Below are 16,778 nucleotides of genomic sequence, written 5' to 3'. Positions count from 1 at the left end.
CGGCGGCCCGCCCCGGGCCGCTGCGGCGCCCCGCCCGCCGCCGCGCGCGCTCCCGTAGCCCGGCGTCCCCGGTCCGTACGCCCTACTCCTGCGCCGTCTGCACCGCGAGCGCCGCGTCCCGCACCTCCCGCTGGGAGTGCGCGCGCAGCGTCCGCAGCGTGGCGCGCCATGGCTCCGGCCAGCCGGCGCGTTCACCGGTGTCCTTCGCGAGGGCGACCGCGAACAGGCCCTCGGCGTGCCCGCCGGCCGCCGCCAGCGCGCGGGCCGCCTCCGCCCGTGTCTCCGGCGCCCCCGGACCGGCGGCCCGGTCCAGCCGCTGTCCCAGCCTGCCGGCCGTGTCCTCGGCGAGGACCGGGCGCCCCTCGTGCAGCGCCGCGAGGTCCAGCAGCGCCGCCGTCAGCTCCGGCGCCCCGGCCTCCAGGTCGATGGCCTCCGTGCGCAGCTCCGCCGCCTGCGGCACGAAGTCGTCGTCCACCGCGAGCACGTCGGCGAACGCGTGCAGCGTGGGTCGCAGCAGCGGGCGGAGTGTCCGCGTCCGCCCGGTCAGCCGCCGGACGAGGGAGACCAGGCGCCGGCGCGCGGGCAGATCGCGGTCCGGCTCCGCGTCCGGCTGGCCCGGGGCCCGGACGCGCAGTTCGCGCCCGGCGCGTACGACGGGCTCGCGCGCCGGATCGTCCGCGGGGGCGCTGACGGCCAGGGTGACGAGGGCCTCGGCCGCCGGCTCCCACGTGCCGCGGTTGCCGAGGTCGGTGACGGCGCGGCACAGCACGTCCGCCGCGGTCGGCGACCACGGCGCCCAGACGGCCAGGCTCGTGTACGCGGCCCAGGCGAGCTGCGGATCGTCGGTGCGGCTCGCGGCCTCGACCAGGCCCGCGTACCGCGGCCGGTGCTCTTCGCGCAGGCCGGGCGGCTGCGGCCGGAGCAGTGAGAGCCGCACTTCCGGGTCGTCGGCCGCGGCGCTCTCCAGCATCCGCCAGATCTCCTGCCTGCCGAGCAGCCCGGCGGCGAACGCCACGCACGCGGCGCGTACGTCACGGTGCTGTCCCGGCAGTTCGTACGCGCCGGTCACCAGCGCCGCCGCGCGCTCGGCCGGCAGCCGGGTCGCGGCGAGGCGGACGGCCTCCTTGCGGCTGGTGACCTTGACGCCGGCGCCGGTCCCGTCGGGGCCGGGCAGCAGCAGCGGGCGCAGGGCGGCCTCGACGCGCGAGGGCGCCGCGTGCCGGGTGGCGCGGGTGGCGGCGTACACGGCGACGCGGGCGCGGTCGCCGCCGGCGTGCGCGAGCAGCAGCGGCAGCGCCTCCTCGGGCCGGTCGGTCCACACCAGAGCGGCGAGCGCCGCCTCGGCGAGGACGACATCGTGCGCACCGGTGTAGCGGAAGACGACGTCGAAGCCCTGGCCGGGGATGCGCGCGGCGTCCGCGAGGGCGCGTACGCGGTCGTGCCGCGGGAGCCCGGTGTCGCCCGCGGCCCGGGCCAGCAGCCGGGCGGCGGCGGCCTGCTGGGCGGGCGTCCAGCGCTCGGGCGTGACGACGGGCGGGACCCAGGAGGAGCGCGGGGTCAGGAACCGGCCCCACGGCGGGGTGTCCCCGAGCGCGGCGTCCAGCAGGTCCGTACGGGTGCGGGCGAGCACCTGGTACACCGGCGGGAGCACCGCGGCGGAGGGTTCCAGCGCCAGCAGTCTGCCGACGCGCTCGCCGCGGCCCGCGCGCGGCTCCAGCCACAGCGACACGGCGGTGCGCACGGTCGCGTCGTTGCCGAACTGCACGGCCTGCCAGAGGTACTCCTGCAGCTTGGGCATTCCCCAGGCGCGCCTGCCGAGGGCCCGCGCGAGCGCGAACGTCAGCCCGTGGTCGACTTTGTCCGCGCCCGCCTCCAGCCACGGTTCGAGGGCGTCGAAGACCTCGTGCTCCTGGCCGCGGCGCAGCGAGGTGTCCAGCCGGCCGATGTCGGCGCCCCCCGTGTGGCCGGTGAGCCGGGTGATCGTCCGCAGCGAGAAGCTCACCAGTTCGGGCCGCCCGCCCGCGGCGTGCTCCCGGAGCAGCGAGACCGCCAGGGTGCGCAGCGCCCCGCGGGTGGCCGGGGAGGAGTCCCGGGCGCCTATCGCGTCCGCCGCGATGCCGTGGAGGTGGTCGGCGGCGTCGGAGGTGAAGAGCGCGGGATGGGTCCCGGCGAGCTGTCCCAGGGCGGCGGAGCGCACGGGGTCCTGGTCGTTGCGCAGCCGCTCGGCCAGCAGCCGGACGGCGCTGGTGACGTCCTCGGGGTGGCCGGAGCGCGCGGCGTTGGCGATGAGCAGCCGGTACGCCTCGGCGCGCTCGTCGGCGTCGGGGCGGCGCAGCGCGGCCAGCAGTTCGCCGCGGGCCTCGGCGACGGGCAGGCAGGCCACCGCGCGCAGCACGACCGTGGGGTGCGCGTCGCGCGCGCGGGCCCGCGCCGCCATCCGGCGTGCCTCCGCCGCCCGGCGCTCCCGGGGCAGCGCGTCCAGCAGGCCGGGCGGGAAGTCGTCGCGGGCGGTGTCCCGTTCGGCCATGGCGGCGTCGAAGAGCGCCTCGCGGCGGGAGGGCGGGGTACGGCGCAGCAGATCGGTGAGCGCGGAGGTGTTCTCCTGCCACAGGCGGGCCAGTTCGGGCAGCTCGGGCGGCGCGGCGGTGACGAGCCGGTCCAGCACGGTGCGGCTGAGCCGGGTCGCGGCGGTCCCCCGGCGGCGTTCCGGGGCGAGCAGCAGACGCAGGGTGCGGCCCGGGTCTGCGGCCACGAGGCGGTTCAGCCGCTCGTGCACGAGCGGCGGCAGCCCGCCGTGACAGTGCCGCTCCAGCAGTTCCAGCACGCGCTCCGGGGCGCGGTCGGCGAGCGGCGCGACGACGTCGGCGTACCGGTTCCACCACGCCGCCCGGCCGCCGGGCGCCAGCAGCTCCAACTGCCGCTCCGCCTCATCGAGTACGGCCGCGGGGTGGCGGGCGGCGAGGACGCCGGGGCCGCTGAGCGCGGGCCAGAGCGCCGGAAGCAGGCGGCGTACGGTCTCCTGTGTGCAGGCGGGCAGCAGCCGCGCGGCCTCGGCGTCTCCCCACTGTGTGCCGACCGGCCCGATCAGCGCCTCCGCGACGGCGGTGCGCCGGCCGCGGACCACCGCGCGGACGAGCTGTCCGCGGACGGCGGCGGACGCGTCCTCGAATGCGGCCACGACCGCGTCGTCGGGCACCAGCCCGCGCCGGACGGCCTTCACACCCTGGGCGCGCACCGCCGGGTCGGGGTCGGCGAGCCGGGCGCCGAGGAAGCCGGTGTCCCGCCCCACGAGGGCGGCGAACGCCGCAAGCCTGCGACCGTACCCGCCGTGCCCCGCCAACCCGTCGATAAGCGCGGCCAGTTCGCCGCGCCCGGTGGCCTCGCGGGCGGCGAGGGCCAGTTCGCGCAGGCGCTGCGGGTAAGGCAGGGGGGCGAGGGCGCGGATGAGGTCGTCGACGTGAGGCTGCATGGGACTGCATTGTTCCGTGCCGGCCCCGCCCCGGCGGCGGATTCGCGCGTCCCGGCGCGGGCCGGCCGGCGGGACCCGGGAAGGCGAACGGAACGCCGCGGGGCGGGGCGACCGCGGGACCGGGCTGCCGCACCGTCGTCAGGCCCAGAGGACACGGGCCGGATCAGAAGTCGCCCGACGGCGGGCCGTCTTCGAGTTCCGCCGCCTCGTCCGTCACCGCTCCACCGCATCGAGGTGCAGGCGGACGAACCGCGGGCGGTACAGCGCGACGTTGCGGTGCACCTGAGCGGAGACGGTCGCCGCCGAGGCATCCAGCCAGTTGACGTCGTAGCCGAGAAGCAGCCCGTCGCCGGAGCCGACGCCGGGATGGGCCTGCGGGTTGTACGCGGCGGCGCCGGAGCCGCCGGCCGCGTCCTCGGGCAGCGGCGCGGTGAACGCCTTGTCCGGCCCGTGCCACGGGCCCTGGGGCCGGCAGGCCCAGTAGGACGCGACGGTGGTGAGCCCGCTCCCGTCCGGCCCGCCCGCGTCCATCGTGAACAGCACCCAGGTGTCGCCCCGGCGCACCACGCTGAACGCGCTGCCCACGCCCTTGCGTCCGCCATCGCCCAGCACCGGCCGCGAGCGGGCCGCCTCCGTGCCCCAGCGCTCGCCGTCCCAGTACCGCCACGCCGACCGGTCCGCGAGCCGCCCGGCGGGCACGCGTGCGAGGTGCGCGCGGGAGCTGCGCTCGGCCTGCTCGGGGGTGCGGCCGTCGGTGCCGCCCCACACGTACGTCCAGCCGCCGCGCCGGACGGCCGCCGTCCCGTAGACGAGCCGGTCGGCGGGGTCGGCTACCCGCGACTGGTCGTCGACCTGGGAGATGCCCTCCAGCCGCAGGTCCGGCAGCGAGAGGGTGGCGACCTCGGTGGCCAGCGGAACGCCGTAGATCCACGGCTGCTGCGCCTCCTGCCGGTGCCAGAGCAGGACCCGCAGCACCTGCTCGGACGAGCCGGGCGCGCGCGGCTCCACCACGGCGTGCACCGGCCAGCGCCACTGCCGCACCGGGGCGCCGGGCTCGGGGAAGAGGGAGGCGGGCGCGCCGGGGGCGCCGCCCAGGAGGGTGCGTTCGAGACGGCCGTCCGCGGACATGACGAGGGCGGCGTTGCGGGTCCAGGCCGGGGTGCCGAGGGAGGTGTCGCGCCAGGCGTGCTGCTGGCCCTGCCGGTTGGGCGGCGGCCGGACCTGGCCGAGATACGGGTCGGAGACCAGCCACAGCGTGCGGCCGTCGGGCAGCCGGACGGAGTGGTTGCCGTCGCCGCCGGTCCAGTCGTCCGTGCGGGCGGCGTCGTTGCCGTAGCGCTCGAACTCGTCCGTCGTCGCGGCGTCGGCGCTCCAGCCCGAGACGGCGAGCCCGGTGCAGGCCCCGGCGTCGCCGCCGCCGTCGTCGTCGGTGAGCAGGACGACGAGGCCGGCGACGAGCAGCAGGGCCAGCGCTGTCCCGGCACCGGCGGTCTGGCGTCGCTCCATCGGGGCACGGTAACGGGCGGGGCCGGTGATCCGTAAGGTGCCCCGTGGGACGCGGCTTGCGGGCGTCCGTAGGCTGGCGGCGTGAAGCGAGACCTGGCGGTGTTCGACCTTGACGGCACCCTCACCGACACCCGGCACCGGCTGCATCACGTCGAGTCCTCCCCCAAGGACTGGGACGCCTTCTTCCGCGCGGCGCCCTTCGACCCGCCGCTGCCCGAAGGCGTGGCGCTGGCTCTCCGGTGGGCGCAGACCTGCGAGGTCTGCTACGTGACCGGCCGCCCGGAGCGCACCCGCCGGGACACCGTGGCCTGGCTCGCGGCGCACGGCCTGCCCGAGGGTCCGCTGTGGATGCGGCGCGCCGGGGACCGCCGGCCGGCCCGGGTGGCGAAGCCGGAGCTGCTGCGCCGGGTGGCCCGCGGGCGCACGGTGGCGGTGGTCGTGGACGACGACGAGCCGGTCTGCGCGGCGTACGAGAAGGCGGGCTTCCGGGTCGTACGGGCCGACTGGATGCCGCCCGCCGAGTCGCTGCGCACGGCGCAGGAGGAGGAGGGCCGCACGTAGCCGGCAGCTCCGGCTCCGCCGTCGTCCGCGCCCCCGGGAATCCCGGGCGGATCGCGGCCCGCCCCTCCCGTCCCGCGGCCGGGCGACTACGCTCGGCGCACATGACCTCCCGGGACGACACCGACATCGACGACACGGGTCTCGACGAGACCGAAAAGACCGGAGACGGCGGAAAGGCCGGCATAGGCGCGGCCGGCACCGACGCGGGCGACCCCCACACGCCCGCCGCCGGTGGCCCGGACGAGACGGCCGGCCTGCCCGATCCGCTCGACGGCGAGGAGGAGGACGAACCGCCGCCGCCCCGGCTGACCCCGCGTCAGGCACGCCGGGTCCGGGCCCTGACCTCCGCCGGGGTGATGGTGGCCGTCGGGGTCGCCATGGTGGTGCGCTTCCGCCGGGAGCCGTCGCTGCTGACTTTTGCGCTCTACGGCGGCGCGCTCATCCTCTCCGGCACAGCGATCATGCTCAGCCGCGCGGGCCGCACCCGGGTCGCGATGGCGGTGCTGGCCGCCGGCTTCGCGTTCGTGGTCGCCGATCAGCTCCTGCGCTAGACCCGGCCGCGGTGGACGGCCGCGGCGGCGGGTAGGTCATCGGTAGTACGCCGAGTGGGGGGTTCGTTGAACAGAAAGCACGCGGCCGCGGGGGCGGCGCTCATGGTGCCCGCGGTCGCCGTCGCGGCACTGCTCCTCGCCCGGTCGCCCGACGGCTCAGACGAGCCGGACCACCGGTCCCGGACCCACTCCTCCCCCGCCTCCCCGTCCGCGCCTCCCTCCCCCTCCCCCACCCTCAGCGACGAGCCACCCGCGCGCGAGGGCCCGGTGCTGGGCGTGAAGCTGGACAACGCGGCGCCCGCCCGGCCGCACACCGGCCTGGAGCAGGCCGACGTCGTGCACGTGGAGCGGGTCGAGGCCGGCCTCAGCCGCTTCCTCGCCGTCTACGCCTCGGGCCTGCCCGACGTCGTCGGGCCGGTGCGCAGTGCCCGCGAGACGGACCTGGAGCTGCTGGCGCAGTACGACGACCCCGTCCTCGCGTACTCCGGTGCGCAGTCCAAGCTCAAGCCGTCCATCAACCGCGCCCCGCTGCGCCCGGTGCCGCCCGAGCAACTGCCCGGCGCGTACTTCCGCGGCACCGACCGGCCCCTCCCGCACAACCTCTATCTGCGTCCCGAGCGCGTCACGGACGCCGCCCCCGAACTCACGGACATGGACGCCGCGTCGCTGTACGAGACCGGTGAGGCCCCGGCCGGCGGCCGGAAGACCGGCCGGCGCACCGTGGACATGCCCGCCGCCACCTTCACCTTCGACTGGTCGGCCGAGAGCCGCGGTTGGCAGGTCTCCATGGACGGCACGCCGGCGATCAGCGGCGGCGAGCGGCTCGCACCGCCGACGGTGGTGCTCCAGGAGACGGTGATCCGCCAGGGCGGGTTCGGCGACCGGTGGGGCAACAACTCTCCCTTCACCGAGACCGTCGGCTCCGGCGAGGCCACGGTGCTGCGCGACGGCCGGGCGTACGCCGCGGAGTGGGACCGGCCGACGGAGGCGGACCGCACGGTGTTCACGACGCCGGACGGCGAGCCGATGCCGCTGGCCGAGGGGCAGGTGTGGGTGGTGTACGTGCCGCGCGGCTGACCGCGGCACCACGCGCCCGGCACGCCGTACCCGTATCCGTACCGGCCGCAGCCGCGGCGGCCCTCAGGCCGGGGGCGTTCCGCCGGCCGGCATGCGCAGCACCGCCGCTCCCCTGACCCGGTCCGCCGCGAGGTCGTCGAGGGCCTCGTCCGCGCGGTCGAACGGGTACGGGGTGACCGTCGCGCGCACGCCGTGGGCGTCGGCGGCGGCCAGGAACTCACGGCCGTCGGCGCGGGTGTTGGCGGTGACGCTGCGCAGCACGCGCTCGCGGAACAGGTGCCGCTCGTAGTCCAGCTCGGGGATGGCGCTGAGGTGGATGCCCGCCACGCTGAGCGTGCCGCCGGCGTCCAGCGCCGCCAGCGCGACCGGCACCAGCGCGCCGACGGGAGCGAACAGCACCGCCGCGTCGAACGGCTCCGACGCCGGCTCGTCGGCCCCCGCCGCCGTCGCGGCTCCCAGCTCCAGCGCGAGCCGCTGCGCCGCCCGGGAGCGGGTGCGCACATGCACCTCGGCGCCCTGCGCGACGGCGAGCTGGGCGGTCAGGTGCGCGGACCCGCCGAAGCCGTAGAGCCCGAGCCTGCCGCCGGCCGGCAGCTCCGCCAGCCGCAGCGCGCGGTAGCCGATGATCCCCGCGCACAGCAGCGGCGCCAGGTCCTCGGCGGCGGGCTCCTTGGGCAGCGCGTACGCGTACGGAGCGGGCACGACGGCGTACTCGGCGTAGCCGCCGTCCTCGTCCCATCCGGTGTAGCGCGAGTGGGGGCACAGATTCTCCTGGCCCCGCTCACACCACCGGCAGTGGCCGCAGGTGTGGCGCAGCCAGGGGATGCCGACGCGGGAGCCGATGCGCCGCTCGGCGGCGGCGCCGGCCGCGACGACTTCCCCGACCGCCTCGTGGCCGGGGACGACCGGCGTCTTGTGCGGCGGCAGGTCGTGGTCGCGTACGTGCAGGTCCGTACGGCAGACCGCACACGCCTCCACCCGGACCAGCAGGTCGTCGGGCCCGGGCTCCGGCACCGGCAGCTCCACCGGCTCCAGCCGGCCTTTCGCGGTGACGGCCCAGGCCCGCATGACCGTCGGCAGCGTGGCTCCCATGCGCCCATTTTCGCGGCCCGCGGCTGCCCCGGTCCACGACGCGCCGGGTGGGGCGCCCCCGTGCGACCTCGGATGCCCCGGCCGGCGACGCGCGGTGTGTCGGATCACGACGCGCCGGGTACCCGCGGGTCGCCCTCCGGGAAGGACATCGGAGGTGATCATCGGCAGAACGCACCGTGAGCGGTGAACACCATGATCGTCGAAAGGACGTGCGCGTATGCGTATCGCGTTTCTCGTCGCCCCCGAGGGCGTGGAACAGGTCGAGCTGACCGAGCCGTGGCAGGCCGTGGTGGAGTCCGGCCACACCCCCCGGCTGGTCTCCACCCGGCCAGGGCGGGTACAGGCGTTCGATCACCTGGACAAGGCGGACACCTTCGAGGTGGACCAGGCGGTCGCCGACGCCACGACCGACGAGTACGACGCGCTCGTGCTGCCGGGCGGGGTCGCCAACCCCGACTTCCTGCGGATGGACCCGGGCGCCGTCTCCTTCGCCAGGCAGTTCTTCGAGGCGGGCAAGCCGGTCGCGGCGATCTGTCACGCGCTGTGGCTGCTGGTGGAGGCGGACGTCGTCCGCGGGCGGACGCTCACCTCGTGGCCCAGCCTGCAGACGGACATCCGCAACGCCGGCGGCACCTGGGTCGACGAACAGGTCCAGATCTGCGGCGACGGACCCAACACGCTGATCACCAGCCGCAAGCCGGGCGACCTGAAGGCGTTCAGCGAGGCGTTCCTGACGGAGTTCGCCAAGACCGCGCAGAGCTGAGGCACCGCGGAAGGACCGGGCCCCGCGGCTTCGGCCCCGGGCGGACGCTCGCGGTCCTGGTGACCCGGCGGACGCTCCCCAACCCTCCGCCGCGGCGCACTGCCGCGTACCCTTCGTCCGTCACGACGCCCCGGTGCTGACGCGGGCCCGGTCGGCGGCGCCGGCCAGGACGGCTCGTTCAGCCGCCGGGGTACGGGCCGCTCACCGGTGCGGCCGGGTGCCCAGCACCTCGTGCAGGTCGTACGTCACCGGCTCCTCCAACTGCTCGTAGGTGCAGCTCTCCGGCGTGCGGTCGGGACGCCAGCGGCGGAACTGCGCCGTGTGCCGGAAGCGGGCCCCGTTTTCCATGTGGTCGTACGCCACCTCCAGCACCCGCTCCGGTCGCAGCGGCACCCACGACAAATCCTTCTGCCCGCTCCACCGGCTCGGCGCCCCCGGCAGCCGCGCCGACTCGTGCGCCTCCTCCTTCGCCCAGTCGGCCCACGGGTGGGTCGCCTGCTCCTCGGGCGTGTCCATCCGCAGCGGTGCCAGCTCCTCGACCAGCTCGGCCCGCCGCTTCATCGAGAACGCCGCGCACACCCCCACGTGCTGCAGCACGCCTTTGTCGTCGTTGAGGCCGAGGAGCAGGGACCCGACCACGGGCCCCGACTTGTGCCAGCGGAAGCCCGCGAGCACCACGTCGGCCGTGCGCTCGTGTTTGACCTTGACGAGCACCCGCTCGTTCTGCCGGTACGGCAGATCGGCCGGCTTGGCGATGATCCCGTCGAGCCCGGCGCCCTCGTACTGCTCGAACCACTCCTCGGCGACCGCCATATCCGTCGTCGCCGGCGCGATGTGCACCGGCGGCCCGGCGTCGGCCAGCGCCCGCAGCAGGGCCGCCCGCCGTTCGGACTGCGGGGTGTCCAGCAGTGAGTCGTCGCCGAGCGCGAGCAGGTCGAAGGCGACGAAGCTCGCCGGCGTCTGCTCGGAGAGCATCCGCACCCGCGACTCGGCCGGGTGGATCCGCTCGGTGAGGGCGTCGAAGTCCAGCCGGTCGCCGCGGACGATGACGATCTCGCCGTCCACGACGCACCTCTCGGGCAGGTTGGCCTTCAGCGCCTCGACCAGCTCGGGGAAGTAGCGCGTGAGCGGCTTGCCGGTGCGGCTGCCGATCTCGACGGCGTCGTCGCCGGAGCCGTCGCGGAAGACGATGGCGCGGAAGCCGTCCCACTTCGCCTCATAGAGCATCCCGGGCGGCAGCTTCTTCTGCGGCTTGGCGAGCATCGGCTTCACGGGGGGCATCACCGGCAGATCCATGTGCGCAACGGTAAGGCGGGATTCGGACATCCGCCTTACCGTTGCGCACATGGGTGCAGCGATTCAGCTCCAGGCGGGCGACAGAACCGTGCGGCTGTCCAGCCCGGACCGGGTCTTCTTCCCGGCGAAGGGCTACACGAAGCTCGACCTCGCGCGGTATTACATCGCCGTCGGCGACGGTATCGTACGGGCGCTGCGCGACCGGCCGACGACCCTGGAGCGCTACCCCGAGGGGACAGGCGGCGAGTCCTTCTTCCAGAAGCGGGCGCCGAAGAACACCCCCGACTGGATCCCCACCGCCCGCATCAACTTCCCCAGCGGGCGGCACGCGGACGAGATGTGCCCCACCGAGCCGGCGGCGGTCGTCTGGGCGGCCCAGTACGGCACGCTGACGTTCCACCCGTGGCCCGTGCGGCGCGGTGACACCGAGCACCCCGACGAACTGCGCATCGACCTCGACCCGCAGCCCGGCACGGACTACGCCGACGCCGTGCGCGCCGCGCACGAGATGCGCGCCGTCCTCGGCGAACACGGGCTCACCGGCTGGCCGAAGACCTCCGGCGGCCGGGGGATGCACCTGTTCGTGCCGATCGCGCCGCGCTGGACGTTCGTGCAGGTGCGCCGCGCGGTGATAGCGGCCGGGCGGGAGCTGGAGCGGCGGATGCCGGAGCAGGTCACCACCGCGTGGTGGAAGGAGGAGCGCGGCGAGAAAGTCTTCGTCGACTACAACCAGATGGCCCGCGACCGCACCATCGCCTCCGCCTACTCCGTACGGCCGCACCCGCACGCGCCCGTCTCCGCACCGCTGCGCTGGGAGGAGGTGGACGACGCCGAGCCGGACGACTTCGATCTGGTCACCATGCCGAAACGCTTCGCCGAGGTCGGCGACGTGCACGCGGACATGGACGACCACGCCTTCGACATCACCTCGCTGCTGGAGCTGTCGGAGCGCCAGGAGCGGGACCACGGCCAGGGCGACATGCCCTACCCGCCGGACCATCCGAAGATGGCCGGCGAGCCGAAGCGCGTGCAGCCCAGCCGGGCGCGCCCGGACAAGTGACCGCGGGTGCGCGACGACGGGGGCGGCGCCGCCGGTTCCGTACCCGCACGTCGGGAACACGGGCCGCCCGGCCTGCGGCGTACGGGTGATCGTAGACTCGGCGCATGCGATTCGGACTCCTCGGCACCGGCCCCTGGGCGGAGCGTGCGCACGGCCCCGGACTCCAGGCACACCCGCGGGCGGAGATCGCCGGCGTGTGGGGCCGGCGTCCCGAGGCGGCCCGCGCGCTCGCCGACCGGTTCTCCACCCGCGCCTACCACGACGTGGACGCCCTCTTCGCCGACTGCGACGCGGTCGCCGTCGCGCTGCCGCCCGACGTGCAGGCGCCGCTCGCGGAGCGGGCCGCCGCGGCGGGCTGCCATCTGCTGCTGGACAAGCCCGTCGCCACCGACGTGGCCGCCGCCGCGCGGGTGGTGGCCGCGGTGGAGCGCGCCGGGGTGGCGTCGGTGGTCTTCTTCACGCTGCGGTTCCGCGAGGAGACCGGCCGCTGGCTGGCCGACCGGGCGGGCGAGGAGGGCTGGCTGCTGGGCCGCGCCGACTGGCTCTCGCCCGTCTTCGCCGGAGCGGACAGCCCGTACGCGGCGTCGCCCTGGCGCGGCGACAAGGGCGCGCTGTGGGACGTCGGGCCGCACGCCCTGTCGATGCTGCTGCCGGTTCTCGGGGACGTGGATCCGGCGGCTCCCGGTGCCGTCACCTCCGCACGCGGCCCGGGCGACACCGTGCACCTCGCGCTGCGGCACGCCTCCGGTGCCTCCAGCACATGCACCCTCAGCCACACCATCCCGCCGCAGGCGTCCGGGGTCACCGTGCAACTTCACGGCGCTCCGGGCGTGCAGACCGCGCCGGAGCGGGACGACGACGGTCCCGTGCCCGCGTTCGTGCGGGCCGTGGACGCGCTGCTGGAGGCGGCCGGGAGCGGCCGGCCCGACCCCCGCGACGTTCGCCTCGGGCTGCGCGTGACCGAGATCCTCGCCGCGGCGGAGGAGCGGCTGCCGGCCGTGCGTGCGTGATCCTTCCGCCGCGGGCACCCGCGTTCCTTCCACTGCCCGCGCAACCGGACACCCGGGCGCGCAGCAGTTGAGGGCGGTCGGCGGCGTGTAGTCCGGCGCGGACGGGGGACTCGTCGTGCGGAGGTGACAAGATGCTCCCCATCTTGCTGGTACTTCTGCTGGCCCTGCTTCTGTTCGGAGCGGGCTTCGCGGTCAAGGCCCTGTGGTGGATCGCGGTAGCCGTGCTCGTCGTGTGGCTGCTGGGATTCGTGATGCGCGCCACGCCCACGGGCGGTGGCCGGCGCTCACGCTGGTACCGCTGGTAGCCGTCGCCGCAGGGCCCTCCGGGGCCCGCGGCTCAGCCCCGGCAGAAGGGCCGTGGCCCCCGCCCGAGCGGGCGGGGGCCACGGCTTCGTCGCGTGCTGCGTCAGTGCCCGCCCCGGTCCTCGGCGAGGGTGGGGGCCTCGGGGACGACGCCCAGCAGGCGCAGCCGGTCGAGCGCCGTCCGCCGCGAGGCGATCCCGGCGGCCCCGGCCGCCCACTCGTCCCACTCCGGCCACCGCCCCCGGTCGAACCCCGCGTTCTCGTACGCGTCCTCGGCGAGCAACTCCCCCACCAGGCGCATGCCCTCGGCGTCGCCGAGTCCGGGCCACCCCAGATACTCGGTGCGCCACGCCAGCCGCCGCCCGCCGCCCACGGAGCGGTGCAGCAGGTGGACGTCGAAGGCCAGCACGTCGCCCGGCTCCGTGGGCAGCACGGTCTCGGGCATCGGCCAGCCGGGGAATCCCTGGTTGGCGGGGTCGAGGCCCCGGTACACGGCGAGCCTCCGGGCGTACGCAGGGTCGTGCGATCCCGGCAGCACCCGCAGTGCACCGGTCCGCTCCGTCCGGGGCTCCAGGTGGACCAGGAACGTCACCCCGGGCACGTCCGGGCCGATATCGGTGTGCCAGCCGGAGTTGCCGGTGAAACACACCGCGCTCGGCACCGCGGGCACGGTCATCCGCCCGCACAGCTCGGCGGAGCCCTGGAACAGCCGAGGGTCGTCGGCGATCAGCGACTGGCTGAAGGGCGTCCGGTCGGCGGCCAGCGGCAGGTAGTCGCCGGGGATGCCGCCCTCGTCGTACGGGTCGGTGCCGAGGCCGCCGTAGGCGTCGGTGAGACCGTCGGTCACCTCGGCGGTGAGCCGGTCGGTCTCCTCGCGCGTGAGCAGGCCGCGCAGCACCACGTACCCGAAGGCGCGGAAGTACTGGATCTGTTGGTGGCTGAACAACGACGTCACGACGTCGTCTCCTCTCGTCTCGATGGCAGGTCGTCTCGCGCATCGGACGGGAGGAGGGCCACGGGCCCGTCAGTGTCAACGAATCCGGTTCGCATGGTCCTCACCCTAGCCACGCGCCACGCCGTCCGCGACGGCGTTCACCCCACCGCGGCGTGCGGGGGTAGGGCGCGGGCGGCGCCGGGGCGCTGCTTAGACTCGCCCCCGACCACTGATCTTGACCGCACCGGGGGGTTTGCGCCCATGGGCACGAAGAAGACCGCCATATCCGCCGCCACAGGTCTGGCCGCGCTCCTGCTGGCCACGGCGTGCAGCGGCGGCTCGGAAGACGACGCCGGCGGCTCCGGCGACGAGAAGACGGGGCCCAGTCCCGTGATCAGCGAGAGCCAGGCCCGCAAGGTTCTGGAGCACTACGTGGAGACCAACAACGCTGCCAACGCCGCCCTGGACCGCAAGGCGCTCGGCGAGGTCGAGGGCGGCGCGCTGTACCAGCAGAGCCAGGCGCAGTACCGGCAGTTCCCGACGTACGACAAGAAGTACCGGACGCTCTACAAAAAACCGTTTCGCTACCGCGCGGACCAGGCCCGGTACTACATCCCCGCCCGCGGAGACTGGTACATGGTCGACGCCCCGGTGGAAGGCCCCGGTTACGACGAGGGCGATCGCAGTCTGCTGGTCTTCGAGCGCGCCGCCGGCGGCACCTGGAAGAACGTCGCGTCCGTCGGCATCCAGGGCCGGGTCCCCGAGGTCGCCCGCGGCGACGGCGGCCTGCCCACCGTGCTGCCCGCCGACGCCGAGGTGGGCGGCACCGCGCTCGACAGCCTCGACGACGCGGTCAACGACCTCTACATCTCGGGTGGCAAGAAGGACGGCAGGCTCCTCGCGGAGAGCGAGGTGCGCAAGAACATGGTCAAGGATCACACCACCCGCCGGGACTGGATCAATCCCGGGCACGACGGCTACTTCGAGACCGAGTTCGAGTCCGAGAACCGCAAGTGGGACGACGCGTACAAGCCCGCCTTCCCGGACGTCTACGCCCTGCGCACGGCCGACGGCGGCGCGCTGGCCGTCTTCAACTCCTACGACGCGCGGGTGGACTTCGCGACCCGGCCGGGCTTCCACATCGTCCCGGGCGACGCCACCGGCCTGTACGTCAAGGAGAAGGAGCCGCTGGGCGTACGGGAGTACTACGCCGTGCAGAACGCGGCGCACGTACCGGACCACGGCAAGGTCAAGCAGCTCGGCGGCGAGGCGGAGATGATCGGCGCGAGCTGACCGGCCGGCTCCCCGGCCCGTTCACCGGTCGGCGGGGTCCGGCGGCGGGAACTCCACCGTAACCGCGAGCCCGCCTTCCGGCCCCGGCACCGTGGTCACCTGGGCGCGGTGCGCGGCGGCGACGGCGCCGACGATGGACAGCCCCAGGCCGTGGCCGCCGCCGGACGCCCGCGGCTGCAGGCGCTGGAACGGCTCGTACAGGTCGGGGATGCGCTCCGCGGGGATCCGCGGGCCGCTGTTGACCACCCGCAGTATCGGATAGCCCGTGTCCTTGACGTCGGTGGCCACCCGTATCCAGCCTCCGGCCGGGGTGTAACGCAGCGCGTTCTCCACCAGGTTGCCCGCGAGCCGTGCGATGAGCCGTTCGTCGCCCGAGGCGGGCGCGGGGCGCAGCGAGGAGTGCAGGTCCAGCTCGGGGGGCACGGTACGGGTGCGGTCGTGCAGCACCTTGCGAACGACCCGGGCGAGGTCGAGGGGCTCGGCGGCCACCAGCCCGCTCTGGCTGCCCGCCAGCGTCAGCAGCGCCTCGATCAGCCGCTCCTGCTCCTCCCCCGCCGCGACGACGCGCTCGCACACGGCACGCAGCGACGCCGCGTCCGCCCCGGGGCGGGAGAGCGCCACCTCGACCATCGCGCGTTGCAGGGTCAGCGGCGTGCGCAGCTCGTGGGAGGCGTTGGCGACGAACCGGCGCTGTGCCTCGAACGCGGCGTCCAGCCGGGACAGCAGCCCGTCGAAGGTGTCCCCGAGTTCCTTCAGCTCGTCGTCGGGGCCCGCTATGGCCAGCCGCGCGTGCAGATTGTGCTCGGAGATCCGCCGGGCCCGGCCCGCCATGATCCGTACCGGCCGCAGCACCCGCCCGGCCATCACCCAGCCCAGGGCGACGGACACGGCGGTCATCAGGGCGAGCGCGATGCCGGACTGCGCGAGCAGGGCCTGCAGCGCGGCCTCGTGGCGCTCGGTGGCCAGATGCCGGATGTCCGGACCCCGCTGCGGGCCGCTCTCGGGCGAGTCGAACGTGATGAGCATTCCCTTGGTGGCGTTGCCGCGGGTGACGAGCACGTACGTGATGGCGAGCAGTGCGACGCCCGAGACCAGGAACAGCGCGCCGTACAGCAGCGTCAGCCGGAGCCGGACGGTCCAGCGCAGCCGGCTGCCGGCCCGGCGGGCGGGCTCAGATGCGGTATCCGGCATGGGGGACCGTCTCGATCACCGGCGGGTCGCCGAGCTTGCGGCGCAGCCTGCTGACGGTGACCTTCACGGCGTTCGTGAACGGGTCCACGGTGCCGTCCCAGGCCCGTTCGAGAAGCTCTTCCGCGGAGACCACCGCGCCCTGGGCGGAGAGCAGCAGCTCCAGCACCGCGAGTTCCTTGCGCGACAGGTCGAGCCGGCGCCCGCCCCGGCTGGCCAGATGCTGCGCGGGGACGAGGGTCAGGTCGCCGCGGGTGAGCACCGGCGGTACGGCGTTCGACGGGCGGCGCCCGAGCGCCCGGATCCGGGCGATCAGCTCGGCGAACGCGAAGGGCTTGGTCAGGTAGTCGTCGGCGCCGAGACCGAGGCCGTCGACGCGGTCGGCGACGGTCGTGGACGCGGTGAGCATCAGCACCCGGGTGCGGCTGCCGTGCCTGGTCAGGGTGCGGCAGACCTCGTCTCCGTGCAGCCGGGGCAGGTCCCGGTCCAGCACGATCACGTCGTACTCGTGGGTCGTGGCCCGGTCCACGGCGTCCTGACCGTCGTACGCGAGGTCCGCGTCCATGCCGTCCTCGCGCAGGCCGGTGGCGACGGTCTCGGCCAGCTCCCGGTGATCCTCCACGATCAGCACACGCATGCCGCCAGAGTGCCCGAGACCGCGTAAGCCCCTGGTAA

15 protein-coding genes are annotated in these 16,778 nt (G+C 75.2%); 8 read left to right on the top strand and 7 right to left on the bottom strand.

Features of this window, described 5'->3' with window-relative positions; all coding sequences use genetic code 11:
* Positions 1–82: 82 nt before the first annotated feature.
* On the bottom strand, positions 83–3,469 hold the full coding sequence (locus I003_RS0122105) for a hypothetical protein (protein ID WP_027773504.1): 3,387 nt from the start codon (positions 3,467–3,469) through the stop codon (positions 83–85).
* 213 nt (positions 3,470–3,682) lie between these two features.
* Positions 3,683–4,975, bottom strand: a complete 1,293-nt coding sequence (locus I003_RS0122100; RefSeq protein WP_027773503.1) for a DUF4185 domain-containing protein — start codon at positions 4,973–4,975, stop codon at positions 3,683–3,685.
* 81 nt (positions 4,976–5,056) lie between these two features.
* Here I003_RS0122100 and I003_RS0122095 point away from each other — a divergent pair, with 81 nt between their 5' ends.
* From I003_RS0122095 to I003_RS0122085, 3 genes are all read left to right on the top strand, one after another.
* The gene (locus I003_RS0122095; RefSeq protein ID WP_486584336.1) at positions 5,057–5,536 is read left to right on the top strand and encodes a phosphatase domain-containing protein; all 480 of its coding nucleotides are present in this window, start codon (positions 5,057–5,059) and stop codon (positions 5,534–5,536) included.
* A gap of 101 nt (positions 5,537–5,637) precedes the next feature.
* The gene (locus I003_RS0122090) at positions 5,638–6,087 is read left to right on the top strand and encodes a hypothetical protein (protein ID WP_027773501.1); all 450 of its coding nucleotides are present in this window, start codon (positions 5,638–5,640) and stop codon (positions 6,085–6,087) included.
* Positions 6,088–6,153: 66 nt separating this feature from the next.
* The gene (locus tag I003_RS0122085; RefSeq protein WP_027773500.1) at positions 6,154–7,164 is read left to right on the top strand and encodes a DUF3048 domain-containing protein; all 1,011 of its coding nucleotides are present in this window, start codon (positions 6,154–6,156) and stop codon (positions 7,162–7,164) included.
* A gap of 63 nt (positions 7,165–7,227) precedes the next feature.
* Here I003_RS0122085 and I003_RS0122080 read toward each other — a convergent pair whose 3' ends face one another.
* Complete coding sequence (locus I003_RS0122080; protein WP_199784339.1) at positions 7,228–8,232, bottom strand: zinc-binding alcohol dehydrogenase family protein; 1,005 nt, start codon at positions 8,230–8,232, stop codon at positions 7,228–7,230.
* Positions 8,233–8,473: 241 nt separating this feature from the next.
* Between I003_RS0122080 and I003_RS0122075 the strand changes: the two genes are divergently transcribed.
* Positions 8,474–9,019, top strand: a complete 546-nt coding sequence (locus I003_RS0122075; RefSeq protein WP_027773498.1) for a type 1 glutamine amidotransferase domain-containing protein — start codon at positions 8,474–8,476, stop codon at positions 9,017–9,019.
* 201 nt (positions 9,020–9,220) lie between these two features.
* On the opposite strand, the gene I003_RS0122070 is transcribed toward I003_RS0122075, so the two are convergent.
* Positions 9,221–10,315 carry an ATP-dependent DNA ligase gene (locus I003_RS0122070; RefSeq protein WP_027773497.1) on the bottom strand — a complete coding sequence of 365 codons (1,095 nt, stop codon included), beginning with the start codon at positions 10,313–10,315 and terminating at the stop codon, positions 9,221–9,223.
* 49 nt (positions 10,316–10,364) lie between these two features.
* Here I003_RS0122070 and ligD point away from each other — a divergent pair, with 49 nt between their 5' ends.
* From ligD to I003_RS0122055, 3 genes are all read left to right on the top strand, one after another.
* Positions 10,365–11,375: a non-homologous end-joining DNA ligase gene (gene ligD, locus I003_RS0122065; RefSeq protein ID WP_027773496.1), complete on the top strand. Its 1,011-nt coding sequence runs from the start codon at positions 10,365–10,367 to the stop codon at positions 11,373–11,375.
* Between the two features lie 104 nt (positions 11,376–11,479).
* A complete protein-coding gene (locus I003_RS0122060) occupies positions 11,480–12,385 on the top strand; it encodes a Gfo/Idh/MocA family oxidoreductase (protein WP_027773495.1) in 906 nt (301 codons plus the stop codon).
* A gap of 131 nt (positions 12,386–12,516) precedes the next feature.
* Positions 12,517–12,690: a hypothetical protein gene (locus tag I003_RS0122055; RefSeq protein WP_027773494.1), complete on the top strand. Its 174-nt coding sequence runs from the start codon at positions 12,517–12,519 to the stop codon at positions 12,688–12,690.
* Positions 12,691–12,791: 101 nt separating this feature from the next.
* Here I003_RS0122055 and I003_RS32880 read toward each other — a convergent pair whose 3' ends face one another.
* Positions 12,792–13,643, bottom strand: coding sequence for a phytanoyl-CoA dioxygenase family protein (locus I003_RS32880; protein ID WP_051368376.1), 852 nt, complete (start codon positions 13,641–13,643; stop codon positions 12,792–12,794).
* 240 nt (positions 13,644–13,883) lie between these two features.
* Here I003_RS32880 and I003_RS0122045 point away from each other — a divergent pair, with 240 nt between their 5' ends.
* Positions 13,884–14,915, top strand: coding sequence for a DUF8094 domain-containing protein (locus tag I003_RS0122045; RefSeq protein WP_027773493.1), 1,032 nt, complete (start codon positions 13,884–13,886; stop codon positions 14,913–14,915).
* Positions 14,916–14,936: 21 nt separating this feature from the next.
* Here I003_RS0122045 and I003_RS0122040 read toward each other — a convergent pair whose 3' ends face one another.
* Positions 14,937–16,106: an ATP-binding protein gene (locus I003_RS0122040; protein WP_027773492.1), complete on the bottom strand. Its 1,170-nt coding sequence runs from the start codon at positions 16,104–16,106 to the stop codon at positions 14,937–14,939.
* Positions 16,087–16,740, bottom strand: a complete 654-nt coding sequence (locus tag I003_RS0122035) for a response regulator transcription factor (RefSeq protein WP_027773491.1) — start codon at positions 16,738–16,740, stop codon at positions 16,087–16,089. Before I003_RS0122035 ends, I003_RS0122040 begins: the two co-directional genes overlap by 20 nt.
* Positions 16,741–16,778 lie beyond the last annotated feature (38 nt).

The organism is Streptomyces sp. CNQ329 (assembly GCF_000482585.1).
Note: the sequence above shows the minus strand (reverse complement) of the source record. Positions and strands in the feature narration are given on the sequence as shown.